Origin of the sequence: Corynebacterium nasorum (assembly GCF_030229765.1) — a bacterium.
Lineage (GTDB): Bacteria > Actinomycetota > Actinomycetes > Mycobacteriales > Mycobacteriaceae > Corynebacterium > Corynebacterium kefirresidentii.
On the sequence record NZ_JASPGY010000005.1, the window covers coordinates 94,320 to 110,110 of the forward strand.

Annotated in this window: 13 protein-coding genes; 10 read left to right on the top strand and 3 right to left on the bottom strand. The window is 56.2% G+C overall.

The features are described from left to right. Nucleotides 1-53: 53 nt before the first annotated feature. Together ilvD and QP904_RS06650 are read right to left on the bottom strand one after the other, a co-directional pair. Entirely contained in the window at nt 54-1,907 is a 1,854-nt protein-coding gene (gene ilvD, locus QP904_RS06645; protein ID WP_023021706.1) for a dihydroxy-acid dehydratase, read from the bottom strand. Nucleotides 1,908-1,961: 54 nt separating this feature from the next. Further along, entirely contained in the window at nt 1,962-2,504 is a 543-nt protein-coding gene (locus tag QP904_RS06650; protein WP_284835763.1) for a PH domain-containing protein, read from the bottom strand. Between the two features lie 306 nt (nt 2,505-2,810). Between QP904_RS06650 and QP904_RS06655 the strand changes: the two genes are divergently transcribed. The 9 genes from QP904_RS06655 to QP904_RS06695 all read left to right on the top strand — a co-directional run bounded on the left by QP904_RS06655 (nt 2,811) and on the right by QP904_RS06695 (nt 13,443). Continuing rightward, on the top strand, nt 2,811-4,661 hold the full coding sequence (locus QP904_RS06655; RefSeq protein ID WP_284835764.1) for an acetolactate synthase large subunit: 1,851 nt from the start codon (nt 2,811-2,813) through the stop codon (nt 4,659-4,661). A gap of 2 nt (nt 4,662-4,663) precedes the next feature. After that, a complete protein-coding gene (gene ilvN / locus QP904_RS06660) occupies nt 4,664-5,182 on the top strand; it encodes an acetolactate synthase small subunit (RefSeq protein ID WP_284835765.1) in 519 nt (172 codons plus the stop codon). Nucleotides 5,183-5,282: 100 nt separating this feature from the next. Further along, nucleotides 5,283-6,296, top strand: coding sequence for a ketol-acid reductoisomerase (gene ilvC / locus QP904_RS06665; protein WP_284835766.1), 1,014 nt, complete (start codon nt 5,283-5,285; stop codon nt 6,294-6,296). Between the two features lie 113 nt (nt 6,297-6,409). After that, entirely contained in the window at nt 6,410-8,200 is a 1,791-nt protein-coding gene (locus QP904_RS06670; RefSeq protein WP_284835767.1) for a GmrSD restriction endonuclease domain-containing protein, read from the top strand. A 94-nt stretch (nt 8,201-8,294) separates the two neighbouring features. Then, nucleotides 8,295-9,095 (top strand): hypothetical protein, encoded by an 801-nt coding sequence (locus QP904_RS06675; RefSeq protein ID WP_284835768.1) that lies wholly within the window; start codon nt 8,295-8,297, stop codon nt 9,093-9,095. A 63-nt stretch (nt 9,096-9,158) separates the two neighbouring features. Continuing rightward, a complete protein-coding gene (gene serA / locus QP904_RS06680; RefSeq protein WP_284835769.1) occupies nt 9,159-10,745 on the top strand; it encodes a phosphoglycerate dehydrogenase in 1,587 nt (528 codons plus the stop codon). 120 nt (nt 10,746-10,865) lie between these two features. After that, the gene (locus QP904_RS06685; RefSeq protein WP_284835770.1) at nt 10,866-11,885 is read left to right on the top strand and encodes a 3-isopropylmalate dehydrogenase; all 1,020 of its coding nucleotides are present in this window, start codon (nt 10,866-10,868) and stop codon (nt 11,883-11,885) included. 181 nt (nt 11,886-12,066) lie between these two features. Next, nucleotides 12,067-12,876, top strand: a complete 810-nt coding sequence (locus QP904_RS06690; protein ID WP_049360951.1) for a fumarylacetoacetate hydrolase family protein — start codon at nt 12,067-12,069, stop codon at nt 12,874-12,876. Nucleotides 12,877-13,077: 201 nt separating this feature from the next. After that, nucleotides 13,078-13,443 (top strand): class I SAM-dependent methyltransferase, encoded by a 366-nt coding sequence (locus QP904_RS06695; protein ID WP_396130064.1) that lies wholly within the window; start codon nt 13,078-13,080, stop codon nt 13,441-13,443. Here the strand turns inward: QP904_RS06695 and QP904_RS06700 are convergent. Continuing rightward, the gene (locus QP904_RS06700) at nt 13,440-14,543 is read right to left on the bottom strand and encodes an isochorismate synthase (RefSeq protein ID WP_284835771.1); all 1,104 of its coding nucleotides are present in this window, start codon (nt 14,541-14,543) and stop codon (nt 13,440-13,442) included. The genes QP904_RS06695 and QP904_RS06700 overlap by 4 nt on opposite strands. A 100-nt stretch (nt 14,544-14,643) precedes the next feature. On the opposite strand from QP904_RS06700, the gene QP904_RS06705 reads away from it, so the two are divergent. Then, a complete protein-coding gene (locus QP904_RS06705; protein ID WP_284835772.1) occupies nt 14,644-15,753 on the top strand; it encodes an alpha/beta hydrolase-fold protein in 1,110 nt (369 codons plus the stop codon). Nucleotides 15,754-15,791: the final 38 nt, after the last annotated feature.

Here is a 15,791-nt window from a genome sequence, read left to right on the forward strand (position 1 = left end):
AGGCAAAAGGCGCGCACCCCACCGAAGCACAGCAATTTAGCAGCTATCTCCTGCTAATTCACATAACCGTCAACCACGCGAACCGCGCCGCGGTCAGCTGAGGTTGCCATTGCCGCATATGCACGCAGTGCCTTAGTGATCGGGCGGTTGCGGCTTACTGGGGTCCAAGGGGATTCGCGCTGTTCTTGGGCGGCGCGGCGGCGCTTCAGTACTTCCTCATCCACGTCTAGGGTGAGCTCGCGCTCGTGGATATTAATAGAGATGGTGTCGCCGTTTTCGATGAGCCCGATAAGTCCTTGGTGGGCTGCCTCGGGGGAGATGTGGCCAATGGATAGGCCGGAAGTACCGCCGGAGAAGCGGCCGTCGGTAATCAAGGCACATGCCTTGCCCAAACCGGCGCCCTTGAGGAAGGAAGTCGGGTGGAGCATCTCTTGCATGCCAGGGCCACCGGCCGGGCCTTCATAGCGGATGACCACGACATCGCCCGGCTGAACCTCCTTATTGAGGATGATAGATACCGCTTCCTCCTGGGACTCTACGACTCGTGCAGGGCCGGAGAAGGTCCACAGCTCCTCTTCGACGCCCGCTGCCTTGACGATGGCCCCGTCGGGAGCGAGGTTGCCGCGCAGTACAACGAGGCCACCGTCGGAAGAAAAGGCATGCTCGGCGTCGTGGATGCAGCCATTGGCGGCGTCGGTATCGAGCTCGTCCCAGCGGTTGGATTGGGAGAAGGGCTCCGTGGTGCGCACGCCGCCGGGGGCGGCGTAGTAGAGTTCGCGGGCCTCATCGGTGGCGTGAGGGTTGCGGATATCCCAGTCATCGAGCCACTGTTCGGCGTTGTCATATAGCGCTGTATGTACCTTGAGATTGAGGTGCCCGGCGCGGCGAAGCTCGCCCAAGATGGCGGGAATGCCGCCGGCGCGGTGAACATCTTCAATGTGGTAGGTCCCGTTGGGCGCTACCTTGGACAAACACGGCACGCGGTAGGAGATGTCGTTGATGTCATTCAGGGTGAAATCCACCTCGCCTTCCTGCGCGGCCGCCAAGGTGTGCAGGATGGTATTGGTGGAGCCGCCCATGGCCATGTCTAGGGCCATGGCGTTAGTGAAAGCTTCCTTGGTGGCGATGTTGCGCGGAAGGACCGATTCGTCTTCTTCGCCGTAATAGCGACGGCACATATCGACGATGGTGGTGCCGGCCTTTTCGAATAGGCCGCGGCGGGCCGTGTGGGTGGCCAAGGTGGTACCGTTGCCGGGCAGTGCAAGGCCGAGGGCCTCGGTCAGGCAGTTCATAGAGTTGGCGGTAAACATGCCGGAGCAGGAACCACAGGTGGGGCAGGCAGATGCTTCGACCTGGGTCAGTCCTTCATCCGAGACCTCATCATTGGCGGAGGCCGTAATCGCCGTAATGAGGTCGGTTGGGGCGTGGGCTACGCCATCTACAACGACCGCCTTTCCTGCCTCCATTGGCCCACCGGAGACAAAGATGGTGGGGATATTCAAGCGCAGGGCAGCATTGAGCATGCCGGGGGTGATTTTATCGCAGTTGGAGATGCATACCAGGGCGTCGGCAGTGTGGGCATTGGCCATGTACTCGATGGAATCGGAGATGATTTCGCGGGAGGGAAGCGAGTACAGCATGCCGCTATGGCCCATGGCAATGCCATCATCGACTGCGATGGTGTTGAATTCCTTGGGCACTCCGCCGGCCTCACGTACGGCATCGGCGACAATATCGCCGACGTTTTTGAGGTGCACGTGGCCGGGGACGAATTGGGTATAGGAGTTGGCGATGGCCACGATCGGTTTACCAAAGTCATTTTCCTTGGTGCCGGTTGCGCGCCACAGGGCCCGGGCGCCAGAGGCCTGGCGGCCGACGGTAGTTACTTTTGAGCGCAGCGGGAACATGGTTTAAAGTCACCATTCCTTCAAGGGATGTGGGGGAGAGCGTCGGTGGCGTATTTAGTTTTCGGCCGAGGGCTTGAGCTCGGGGTGGCGCTCAAGGTAGTCCGCATACTCTTCTTTGCTGAGCAGGACTTGCTGGCCGTCGCGGTGGACGATAACCACCTTTTCATCTGCCGCTTCACGGCCCTGGGTAAGGGCGTCCGGGATGCGGCCGCGGGAGCCCTCCGAAAGGCGTGGGAGCGAGTTAAAGGTGATACCGGGCAGGCTGTGCTCCGCGCCGCTTCTCGTACGAGCAAAGGCGCGGGAGCGTTGGAAGCCGATACCGGCAAAATCGTCCCAAGGGATCTGTACCTTTTTCCGGAAAGCATAGGAAATGTCGATCCCGGATTCTGAGACCTTGGTGCGGGATTTTATGACCCACCACAATCCGAGGATGGGGATGATGAACAGCCATGCGAGGTATTTGGGGGCCCACCCAATGCTCAATAGCGCAATGGTGGACAGGATAAGGATGCCCAAGATGTGGTCACGGGATGGCTTGAAAACCTCTGCCTGGGTGGTGGACTGATGAGGTTTATTGTCCTTAGGTGGTGGAGTCATAGTGTGCAAGCCTAATTCACAGGGGTGGGTGAGGGCTAACCTATTTTCAGGTATGTCTCACCATGTGGGAAACCGATCCCAAATGGGGGTAACTGTCATAACCGTAATACCTATCGGTGTATAGTCATGCTCATGATCATTATTCGACTTCAGGTAGTACCAATGCGGCGGTGACCGCGGCGCTCATGACGTCGACGCTTTTCGCCCCCGCAGACACACCAGCCCGCGGGGGCTTTGTTCATATCTAAAGGCGTTAACGATGATGATCACGACCAGTATTAGAGCAATCCAAGGAGCACATTAACCGTGGTTACGACAACTTCGCCCACGCCCGCTTCGGTGGCTGCAGCCTCACGCGCCCACGCTCCGGAGCGGATGAGTGGTGCCCACGCCATTGTCCGCACTCTTGAAGATTTGGGAACCGATCTTGTCTTCGGCATTCCAGGCGGTGCCGTGCTTCCGCTCTACGATGCTTTGCATACCTCGACCAAGCTGCGGCATGTGCTCACCCGTCATGAACAGGGAGCTGGACATGCTGCGGAAGGCTATGCGCAGGCTTCTGGCAAGGTGGGGGTGTGCATTGTCACCTCGGGGCCGGGTGCGACTAACTTGGTGACAGCGCTTGCCGACGCCAACCTGGACTCCGTCCCCATCGTCGCTATCACCGGCCAAGTGGGAAGCAATCTTTTGGGAACCGATGCCTTCCAGGAGGCTGATATCCGTGGCGTGACAATGCCGATCACCAAGCACAACTACATCGTGACGGAGCCTAGCCAGATTCCCGCTGCTATTGCTGCAGCATTCCATTTGGCTTCTACAGGGCGCCCAGGACCGGTCCTAGTGGATATTCCGAAAGACGTTCAAAATGGCCACTTGGACTACTCTTTCCCAACCGAATTCGATTTGCCCGGATATAAGCCAACGACCAAGCCACACCACCGTCAAATCGCGCAAGCGGTTGAACTCATCGCGCAAGCAGAAAAGCCGGTTATTTATGCCGGAGGTGGTGTCATCAAGGCAGAGGCGGCACGGGAGCTGCGTGCATTTGCGGAATGTACCGGAATTCCAGTCGTGACCACACTCACGGCCTTGGGGTCCTTTCCAGAGTCTCATCCGCTGCATATGGGCATGCCGGGCATGCACGGCACCGTTCCGGCGGTCGCGGCGATGCAGCGTGCGGATCTGCTCATTGCCATCGGCGCGCGCTTCGATGATCGAGTAACTGGGGATATCTCAACCTTTGCCCCTGAGGCCCAGGTGATTCATGCGGATATCGATCCTGCTGAAATCGGCAAAATCCGTGAGGTGGACGTGCCTATCGTGGGTGATGCGCAAAAGGTACTAGCGGGACTTTTAAAGGAATACCGTAAAAACTCCTCTCTGGATCTGCCGCAGACAGGTCCATGGCGGGACTACCTTGACGGACTCAAAGAGCGGTTTCCCCGTGGTTATGTTCCCACTCCGGATGGGCAGCTAAATCCTCAATTTGTCTTGGAGAAGCTCAGTGAAACCGTAGGCCCCGAGGCAATTTATTGTGCCGGAGTGGGGCAGCACCAGATGTGGTCGGCACAGTTTATTGACTTTGAACAGCCGCGTTCCTGGATTAACTCCGGCGGAGCTGGAACCATGGGCTACGCGGTACCAGCAGCCCTTGGCGCCAAAGCAGCATGCCCAGATAAAGAGGTATGGGCGATTGACGGTGATGGCTGCTTCCAGATGACCAACCAGGAGCTAACCACCGCAGCTTTGGAGGGCTTTCCATTCAAGGTTGCCGTTATTAATAACGGCAACCTAGGCATGGTCCGCCAGTGGCAAACCCTGTTCTTTAATGAGAACTACTCCCATACCAAGCTGCGAGAGCGCGATGTCTATACCCCGGACTTTGTCCGCTTGGCAGAAGCATTGGGGTGTGAAGCCATCCGGGTCACCTGCGAGGAAGAAGTGGTGCCAGCGATTGAACGGGCCCGTGCAATCAATGACCGCCCTGTGGTTATTGACTTCATCGTTGGAGAAGATGCCCAGGTGTGGCCGATGATTGGCGGTGGGGCGTCTAACGAAGAGATTCAATACGCCCGCGGTTTGCGCCCGCTATTCGATGAAACTGAATCGGCAGCAGAAAGTCCTGCCGATATCGACGAGACCATCCAGGAGGTATAGGCATGGCACCCACTGACGTTTCCCGGCATACCTTGTCGGTCCTGGTGGAAGACGTAGAGGGAATCCTGTCGCGGGTGACCGGAATGTTTTCGCGGCGCGGTTATAGCATCATTTCCCTGGTTTCCGCCCAAACGGAAAATCCGGGTATCAACCGGCTGACTATCGTGGTTGATGCATCCGAGACAATTATGGAACAGGTAACTAAGCAGCTCAATAAAATTGTTCCGGTCATCAAGATAGTTGACCTTGAGGCTGACGCAACCGTGGCGCGAGCTCTGATGATGGTCAAGGTGGCTGCAAATAATACCAACCGGCCCCAGGTTGTCGATGCCGTCAATATCTTCCGCGCTCGCGTGGTAGATGTGGCGCAAGAATCCGTGGTGGTAGAGGCTACTGGTACCCCGGGAAAGCTGGCGGCGCTACTGGATGTATTAGAACCTTTTGGTGTACTCGAGCTGGTGCAGTCGGGTGACGTGGCCTTAGGGCGTGGGCCCAAAGCATTAGCTCCACCCCGAAATTAATGTCTCACTAGGTGGGCATTAAATCCCACACGCTGATACAATAGTGGGTGGGACGTTGATTCATTGAACTTTTAATCACTACAGAATTGAGGATTAGGACATGGCAATTGAGACCTTTTATGACGATGATGCGGATCTGTCCATCATTCAAAACCGCAAGGTAGCCGTCATCGGCTACGGTTCCCAAGGTCATGCACACTCGCAAAACCTGCGTGACTCCGGCGTTGAGGTTGTTATCGGCCTGCGCGAGGGTTCCAAGTCGGCGGACAAGGCTGAGGAAGCAGGCTTTGAGGTTAAGACCGTGGCAGAGGCTGCTAAGTGGGCAGACGTCATTATGCTGCTGGCGCCAGATACCTCTCAGAAGCAGATCTTTGAAGAGGAAATCGCCCCTAACCTGGAAGATGGCAATGCACTGCTGTTTGGTCACGGTTTGAATATTCACTTCAAGCTGATTGAGCCGCAGGCCAATGTCACCGTCGGAATGGTTGCTCCTAAGGGACCTGGTCACTTGGTTCGCCGACAGTTTGTAGATGGCAAGGGAGTTCCGTGCCTCATCGCTACTGAGCAGGATCCGAAGGGTGAAGGACATGATTTGACCTTGTCCTATGCCGCAGCCATCGGTGGCGCGCGTGCCGGCGTTATCCCGACCACCTTCGAGGCAGAGACGGTTACTGACCTCTTCGGTGAGCAGGCTGTCTTGTGTGGCGGTGTGGAATACCTGATTCGTACCGGCTTTGAGGTTCTGACTGAGGCTGGCTACGAGCCAGAAATGGCCTACTTTGAGGTTCTGCACGAGATGAAGCTGATTGTGGACCTGATGTTTGAAGGTGGCGTTGCCAATATGAACTACTCGGTATCTGATACCGCAGAGTTTGGCGGCTACATTTCCGGTCCCCGCGTTATCAATGCCGATACCAAGCAGCGCATGAAAGACATCTTGTCTGATATTCAGGATGGCACCTTCACCAAGCGCCTGCTGGCCAATATTGAGGGCGGCAACAAGGAATTGGAGGACCTGCGCGAGGAATTTGCACAGCACGAAATTGAAAAGACCGGCGCTAAGCTGCGCGATTTGATGAGCTGGGTAAAGAATCCACTGGATGCTACGGCCTAGCACATAAGGCCGCGCGAATAGCGCCAAACCCACGGTGAATTAGGGGTGTTCACCGTGGGTTTTCCTGAATTTTCGGCAGGAAAGAATTAATCCTTGGGGGTAGGATGTCGGGCATGGGCTTTACGACGCCAAGTTATGATCTCAAAGACCTTTTTGCACGGATTAATCGCGGGGACATCCAGCTACCTGATTTCCAACGCAGCTATGCTTGGGATGAAGATCGCATCCGTTCACTCATTGTTTCTGTGCTGCGCGGCTATCCCATCGGGGCGCTTATGGCACTTGATACTCGAAACGAAAAGATGCGCTTTCGCCCCCGTGCCCTCGCCGGCGCGCCGGATACCGGCGTTGACCCCGGCTTGCTCCTTTTAGATGGACAGCAGCGTTTGACCACGCTGTATCACTGCTTCAACGGCGAGGGCTTTGTAGACACAACTGACTTCCGCAAGAAGAAAGTTCATCGCCGTTTCTTCATTGATATTCGAGCTGCCGTGCGGGGCGAGATTATGCCGGATGACGCCATCTTTGCAGTCGATCACAAAGGAAAAATTCGATCGCACTTCGCACCGACGATTGAGGGGGACATTCTTTCGCGGGAAGACGCCCTAGAGAATATGTGCATTCCTGTTGCTTCACTATTGAGTGAAGTTGGCGTTGGCATGCTCTTTGAGCTTGCAGCGACCAAACAGGAATACAGCGCGGAGCTAGCAGCGTTTAATAACCGCATCGTTAGGCCATTGTCCGGCTATGACCTGCCGATGATTCGGCTTTCCCGAGAAACAGAGCGAGCCGGCATCGGGTCGATTTTCGCGCAGGCAAATTCGGCAGGCCTGCAAATGGACGTATTCGATTTACTCACCGCAGTATTTGCTTCCGAGGATCCCACGTTCCACCTGGCCACTGATTGGCAAGAAGTGGAAAAGGATCTGCGTAAGTCCCCAGCTTTGGACGGAATTGGGCGCACAGAATTTCTTTCTGCAGTATCGCTTTTAGTCTCCGGAGAAAAGGGCCGTGCTGGTGGGCAGCGCGAGGACATCTTAAAGCTGTCCCTAACGGAGTATAAGGCGGCGGCCAATGATTTACGCATTACTTTCCGTGAGGTATCTGAGTTTTTGGCGGAACGATGCATCCTTAATACGGATCAGGTTCCGTTTAATGAACAGATTGTTCCTCTAGCCGTCATCATTGCCCGCCTGGCTAAACGCGGGGGAGCGCTGTCTACCCAGCAATCGTGGGACCGCATGAACCAATGGTTCTGGTGCGGCGTCTTCGGCGAGCTTTATGGCTCGTCTGCAGTGCAGCTGCGCGCCGCTCGCGACGTGGATGAGGTCACCGAGTGGGTAGCGGGCGCAACGGATGAGGCCCCGAAGACTGTCACCGATGCCACCTTCCGGGAATCCCGTTTGCTCTCTGTAGATGATAAGGACGGTGTTTGGCATGGTCTCTATGCCCTCCTTATGGCGCGCGGCGCAAAGGATTGGCGCACAGGAAAGGCGTTTAATAGGCGCACATTTGAAGAGCTTAAGCCGGGCTTTTTCCCGGTGTTCCCGCTGAATTGGTGCAAGCGCCACGGAGTGGACCCCGTTTTGGCGGAGTCCGTGATGAACTACACCCCAATGGGCAAGCGAACTGAGGTAGTACTCGATGGCTTCGCTCCCGATCGCTACCTGCCGCGCGTTCAGTCCAAGTCCATCATGGAAGACAGGCAATTTGATGAGGTACTAGCGTCCCACGATATGAATTTGAATTACCTGCGGGCGTCACAGCCGCGAGAATTCCTAGCAGACCGTCGTCAACGGTTCCTTGACATCGTGGAATATGCTTTAGGTAAACCTGTCATCCGTGATGTGGATGAAGCAAACCTGTTTGGTGGAGAGGAAGGCCCGCAAGCTTTTGATCGCTAATTCTGTGCGCCTGACTGCCACAGTGCTTGTCGCATCGCTCGCATTAGCTGCCTGTGGCACACCAGTTACTGAGACCAAACTGGTCAGGCGGGGATTGTCTGATTTGGATGAGTCAGAAATTGACCTCAATAAGGCCAAAGCGGAGAACCAAAACCGGCTGATTGACCCGAAATTTGACGGCAGGTTTGTCATCGTCAATGACCCCATAGGCATCGAGGCTAGCCGCCTATTTTTTGAAGATTCCGATTCGCTCGTCCTCTTTACCGCGGATGATAAATCTATTCTGCGCGCAGCAACGTTGGCGGTAAACCAGCATTTGCCTGCGGTGCAGTATGACGACGCTAGGCGTTTGGAAATCCATAAGCTACTCACGGACCTGGGAGTACGACGCTTGGTGATTGTCGGCGATGTGCCGTGGACACAAACATCTGGGGACTTTGAGGTGATCAAGGATCCAGGTACGCACAAAGCGCTGGGAGAGTTTACAGCATTCCAATACGGCTCCAAGGTGGTAGCTTCCCCCGAGCAAATGGTCAAAGATATTGCGCGATTGGACAAGACTCCCCAAGTGGAGCTGCGGCCCGCATGGGTGCCGTATGAAGGCGAACCTGAGGCTGATGGGAAAAAGAAGAAACCTGTCCCAGCACAGTCCCGCAGGGATGCCCAGATGGCGCCGAATATCATCGCGACAAAAGACAGTCCCATCGCGAACGTCATTACGGCGGCAGCCTATGGCGGCAAGGTGTTGGTGGTGCCGACTGTTGATCCATTGGAGGATAAGCACAGCATGGCCGCTGTTGCAGGCCTTGCAGACGGTGCTTTAGTAGCCCTTGGACCGGAATTCGGTCGAGTGAAAGAATTTAAGGCAAAAATCAAGCAGGGCACTCCTTCCTGAACTACACTTCCTTGACACGCGGGAATTCCGCGTGCACCGCATCACACTTAAGCGAAGGAAGATATGTCGAAGCCGGTAGTCCTTATTGCCGATAAATTAGCTCAATCCACAGTTACGGCCTTGGGGGATTCAGTTGAGGTTCGTTGGGTCGACGGTCCAAATCGTGCGGAGTTGCTCGCCGCAGTTCCGGATGCAGAGGCTTTGCTGGTGCGTTCTGCAACTACTGTTGATGCAGAGGTTTTAGAAGCAGCTCCAAAGCTAAAAATTGTGGGCCGTGCAGGAGTAGGCCTAGATAACGTTGATATTCCGGCGGCAACGGAAAAGGGCGTCATGGTGGTAAATGCACCTACGTCTAATATTCACTCGGCGTGCGAACAGGCCATTGCGTTGCTCTTGGCGACGGCGCGCCAGGTACCAGCAGCCGACCAGTCGCTGCGCGAGGGGGAATGGAAGCGTTCTTCTTTCAAGGGCGTGGAGGTATATGGAAAGACCATCGGTATTGTTGGTTTTGGACACATTGGTCAGCTCTTCGCACAGCGTCTGAAGTCTTTTGAAACGACCATCATTGCCCACGACCCCTATGCCAACCCGGCTCGTGCGGCGGCACTGGGCGTGGAACTGGTCGAATTGGAAGAGCTTATTTCTCGTTCTGATTTTGTGACCATTCACCTTCCGAAGACCCCAGAGACTGCCGGAATGTTTGATAAAGAGCTCTTGGCTAAGGCGAAGAAGGGGCAGATTCTCATTAATGCGGCTCGCGGCGGTTTGGTGGATGAGGGGGCCTTGGCTGAGTCTATCGAACAGGGGCATCACCGAGGTGCGGGATTCGATGTTTTTGGTACGGAACCATGCACTGATTCTCCGCTCTTTAAGCTGCCGCAGGTCACCGTTTCCCCACACTTGGGAGCCTCCACTGTAGAGGCCCAGGACCGAGCAGGAACCGATGTGGCGGCTTCGGTGCTCAAAGCTCTCGCCGGTGAGTTTGTCCCAGATGCGGTAAACGTCTCCGGTGGTGCTGTAGGAGAAGAAGTTGCTGGCTGGCTGGATCTCGCACGCAAGCTAGGACTTACAGCTGGGCGTCTGTTGGGGCAGGCACCCGTCGCTGTGGAGGTAGAAGTCTGCGGCGAGTTGTCCACCGAAGACGTAGAAGTACTAGGTCTATCTGCCGTGCGGGGTCTGTTTAGTGGCGTGACATCGGAACCGGTGACATTTGTCAATGCTATGCAGATTGCGCAGAGCCGTGGGGTAGAGGTGGAGGTATCTACCAACGCGGAATCCAAGGGGCACCGCTCCTCCTTGCAGGTGAAGGTTATCGGGGCTGATGGAGAAACTTCCTCGCTGACCGGTGCGCTTATTGGTATCGATGGAACCGAAAAGTTTATTCGTATTAACGGTCGTGGCGTCGATATGCGCGCTACTGGTCGCAATCTTTTCTTCCGCTATGCAGATGCTCCGGGCGCGTTGGGAACGGTGGGCACCAAGCTAGGTGCTGCTGGAATTAATATCGTGGCGGCGGCGCTTACTCACGCTAAGCAAGAGTCTGACGCTGTCCTTATTTTGCGCGTGGATACCGAGGTGCCGGAGTCGGTCATTGCTGAGATTAATGCGGCATTGGGTGCAGAGTGCGAACAGTTAGATATGGACGCATAAAGCTGCTGGTGCAGAATCCGTGGAGCATATCCCGCGTAGTGTCAGGTAACTTCCTGCGCTGCGCGGGTCCTTTTTGATAGAGTTGGTTAAATCCACTCTATGAGAAGGGAATCCTACATAATGAAACTTGCGGTAATTGGTGGGGATGGTATTGGGCCCGAGGTGACGACTGAGGCTCTCAAGGTGCTGCATGCCGTTCGCTCCGATATTGACACCACCGAGTATGACCTCGGTGCCCGGCGCTACCTACGCAACGGGGAGCTTCTCACGGATGCGGATTTAGCTAGTCTCCGCGAACACGATGCCATCTTATTGGGGGCTATTGGTGCCCCGGGTAAAGTGCCTCCTGGCGTATTGGAGCGAGGGCTATTGCTCAAGATGCGATTTGCGCTGGATCATTACGTAAACCTCCGTCCTTCCAAGCTGTATCCCACTGCTTCTTCGCCGTTGGCCGATCCTGGAGACATTGATTTTGTGGTGGTGCGCGAGGGCACCGAGGGGCTGTACTGCGGAAACGGTGGTACCTTGCGCGAGGGCACTGAGCATGAGGTGGCTAGTGAGGTATCACAAAACACCCGCTTTGGCGTGGAGCGCGTAGTGCGCGATGCCTTTGCGCGGGCTGAGCAGCGTCGCAAGCACCTGACCTTGGTGCACAAAACCAATGTATTGGTCAATGCGGGTGGGCTGTGGCAGCGCACTGTCGATGACATCGCCGCTGAGTTTCCAGAGGTTCAGGTGGATTACCAACATATTGATGCTGCGACCATTTATATGGTTACGGATCCGGCGCGATATGACGTAATAGTCACCGATAACCTTTTTGGAGACATTCTTACCGATCTTGCCGGTGCCGTAGTGGGTGGCATTGGCCTTGCTGCCTCCGGAAATATTGATGCTTCAGGAGCGAATCCCTCGATGTTCGAGCCGGTCCATGGTTCTGCGCCGGATATCGCTGGGAAGGGAATTGCGGATCCGACGGCTGCTATTTTGTCGGCGGCCATGCTCCTTAGACACGTAGGCGATGAAGCCAATGCGCAACGGATAGAGGATGCGGTGGCGCAAGACGTTGCCCAACGCGGCGATGGGCCGGTGAATACCACTGACGTCGGCGACCGAATTTCGCGCGCCCTAGCTACATAGGAGCAAACCTGCCCTGCACGATGCGCTTGCCGACGCCCCCGGATCTGAACGGTTGCTTTCATCCCCTCTTCCAGGGGCTTGCAATGGCGTTTGAAAGAACACCGCAATTTACTCAAATTAACTAATTAACACCGTAACCTTTGCACACATGTAAAGGGAGCGATTGAGTAGGATTACCGCTATGCGTTTAGGACGAATTGCACACCCAGAAGGAATCTGTTTCGCCATTATCGATGGGCCGAAAGACGCCCCGATGCAAGAGCTAGTAGCAAAAGAAATTGCTGGCACGCCTTTCACTCCGCCGGAGCCAACCGGGCGCGAGTGGAAGCTTAACGAGGTTCGCCTCTTGGCGCCGACCCTGCCTACCAAGGTTGTGGCGCTGGGCCGCAACTATGCGGACCACGTTGCGGAAGTCTTCAAGAAATCTGCCGATAGCTTGCCGCCCACCATCTTCATTAAGCCGTCCACCGCGGTCATCGGCCCGGATGCCGCGATCAAGATCCCAGACTATGCCACCAATGTAGAGTTTGAGGGCGAGCTTGCCGTAGTCATTTCCAAACCGTCGAAGAATATCAAGGCCGAGAACTGGCAAGACCACGTACTGGGCTACACCATTTGCAATGATGTTTCCTCCCGTGACCTGCAGTTCAAGGACGGACAATGGGCTCGTGCCAAGGGGATCGATACTTTCTGTCCGCTCGGCCCATGGATTGAGACGGATCTGGATAGCTTGAATCTGGATGACCAGAAGATTAATGCCTACCTGACGCACGAGGGCTCTCGTGAACAAAAGCAGGATTCCAATACGGACCAGATGATTGTGAAGATGGGCGGCATATTGGAAGAGATTTCCGCCGCCTATACCTTGCTTCCCGGCGATGTCATTACTACTGGTTCACCGGCCGGCACCGCTCCGATGGTCCCGGGGGATACCATCGAAATCGAGATCCCAGGCCTGGGAACCCTACGCAATTCCATCGACCGTGCATAACTCCCACCAGAGCGAGCATCGCCCCTACGTTCCCACTCCCGCGGAAATGGAGGAGCGGTACCGCAGCACTGATCGCGTGTGGTCAGGAAAGCCGAACTCCACCCTTGTCGATTATGCTGCGGAGCTTGCGCCTGGCTCTGCCCTGGACATTGGCTGCGGAGAAGGCGCGGACGCGCTCTGGCTTAAAACCACGGCTAGGATGTGTTGGGCATTGACTTCGCCCCGACGGCCGTAGCCCGCACTCGCGCCCTCGGCGTTGCCGCACAGGTTGCTATGTTTAGTGGCTTTAGCCATGAGCCCTTTGACTTGGTAAGCGTCCACTACGGTGGGATACGCGCAACGTCGGAAGAGGTCGAAAAGCTTGAGCACTTGGTAGCTCCAGGGGGAACACTGCTTTTTGTTCACCACGATATGGAGTCCACAGAACTGGCGATGCCGGAATGGTTGCCGCACAACCTGCGCGAATTGGAAACTGTCACCCTAGCCCGCCGGGAGCGCCACTTGGCTGAAAGTGCAGGTGCGCACCACCGCACCGACGTCGTGCTCGTCGCCAAGCGCGTGGGCTAGAGGCTTAGCGCCTTCAAAATGGTGCGCAGCTTAGCGGTGGTTTCTTCCAACTCCGCTTGGGCATCAGAATCGCCGACGATGCCTCCACCAGCCCAAGCGCGTGCGGAGAGTCCATCGCCGGCAACCTCTGCGCAGCGAATGGCTACCATATATTCGCCGTCACCTGAACTATCGCACCAGCCGACCGCGCCGGCATAGAAACCACGGTCAGTCTCCGCAGTCTCAATAAGGGCTTGGGCGGCTTCGGCCGGGGTGCCACAGATAGCCGGTGTGGGATGGACCGCTAGGGCAAGCTCGAGCGCAGTCAAGTCTTTATCCTTGAGCGTTCCGGAAATCGGCGTGCCAAGGTGCCACATTTCATTTGTGCTTATCAGTTGTGGGACGTCCGGAATATCTAGTCGCTCGCACAATGGGGTGAGCGCCCGGCGCAGGTGGTCGACCACAAAAGCGTGTTCGTGGAGATCCTTGGAAGAATGCAAGAGGTCCTGTCCTGCGAGGTGATCCTCGGCCGCCAAGGCGCGGCGCGGAGACGAACCCGCCAAGGGAAAGGCTGACACAGTCAAGCCTTGGCGCTTGACTAGAACCTCCGGGGAGGAGCCGACAAGCATCGCGCCCGGCCTTCCAGCGGGAGAGAGATCAGCAATGAACCCGTCACGGTTGGCGGAGAGATCGATAAGGCGCGCCGCCACGAGGCGCGGATCGATGGCTTCAGGGAATTCGATGTCTACCGCGCGGGCTAGAACTACCTTTTCTAGTTTGGAGGTTTCAATCGTGCCGATGGCTGCCTCCACGCGGCGAAGGTGTTCCTCAGGTTCTGGATCGAAGCCAACTACGCGGGAGCTTAAACTCTGGTTGCGATAATAAGCGTGCGGTTCCAGCGGGCCCTCTTCGCGGATGATGGCCTCCGGTACGGTTAGTGCCGCGGGGGTGTCCGAATCGAAGGGGATCGCACCGACGACCATCTCTACATCCTTGCTGCGGAGAGCGGAAATTGCCGCATCGGCGTCATTAAAAGTGTGGCGCGCCCCTTGGGTACGGACAGACCCCGTTGCCCGTGAGAGCAAAAAATCGGGGGCGGTGCTTGGTCTGTCTTCGTGCATGAAAATATAGCTTAATGCCTTGGGCTTTTCTTACAGAATTGAGTGTGCACTGGGCGTGTAAACAGTGTCTCTAGTGAAAAATGTGGTTAGTTTTAACCTTGTGGCTAATGTTACTAATTTTCTTCGCTATTTCCTTTACCTGATTGTTGTTGGTGTGCTGGCTTGCGGGGCGCTGCTGAGCGTGTCTCCTGCCCACGCGCAAGAAGCGCCTGCACCTGCACCTGCACCTGCACCGGGGCCGGCACCCGAAAACGCGAAGCCGGTTATTCCGCAGCCAGATGGATCCCACCTCGTTCCAGAAGGCGTGAAAGAATCCACCCCGGCACCAGCAGATAAAGGTGCTGACCAAAACAACCCGGCACCTGCTCCTGAGGGATCATCGCTTCCGGAGCCGGCACCGCGGCCAGCGATGGTAGATACCAGCATCAACCCCCACCCGCCATTTAAGCCGGGCTCTATACAGTCGCTCACTATGGAGCACGAGGGAAAGACCCGCAGGTATCTATTGCGCATTCCCAATAACTATTCGCCGGAAAAGGCTGCGCCTGTTCTTTTCGGCTTCGGTGGATGGGGAGATTCCCCGGAAAACTATTCCAGCTACGCACGTATGCAGACTACTGAAGCTAATAATGAGGCAATCATCGTCTACCCGGAGGGTTTTGAGCGTGCTTGGGAGGCAGCACCTTATGCCAAGACGCACGATGGTGAGGACATCCGCTTCATCAAACGCATTCTTGACTCTGTGGACAAGGACTACCACGTTGACCGCAACCGCGTCTATGCCATGGGTATGTCCAATGGTGGCGGCTTTACCTCAGTGCTGGGCTGCCACGCGCAGGACACCTTTGCCGCTGTAGCCATGGTCTCGGGTGCTTTTTATAACCCGGTGGAGGTTAACTGTGCCGATGCGCCGATGAATACCCTCATCATGCATGGCGTCAATGACAAGATGATGACCTATGAAGGCGGTGACCGGCACGAGGCTGGCTACTTACCGGTGCGCACGGTGCTTGGCGGCTACCTGAAACGCAATCGATGCGACATGACCTTCCAGGCGACTCCAGAGGCTGGCGGTTCCGAACGCCTGAACTTCAATGGTTGCCAGAAGGACGTACAGCTGGTCAAGGTTCCGCAGGACCACACCTGGTTCTGGCAGCCAGATACTCCAAAGGTGGTCTGGGACTTCCTCTCGTCCAAGACCAGGGTATAAAAACAGCGGCTCTTAGCCACGGATGAGGCCCAGAGGAG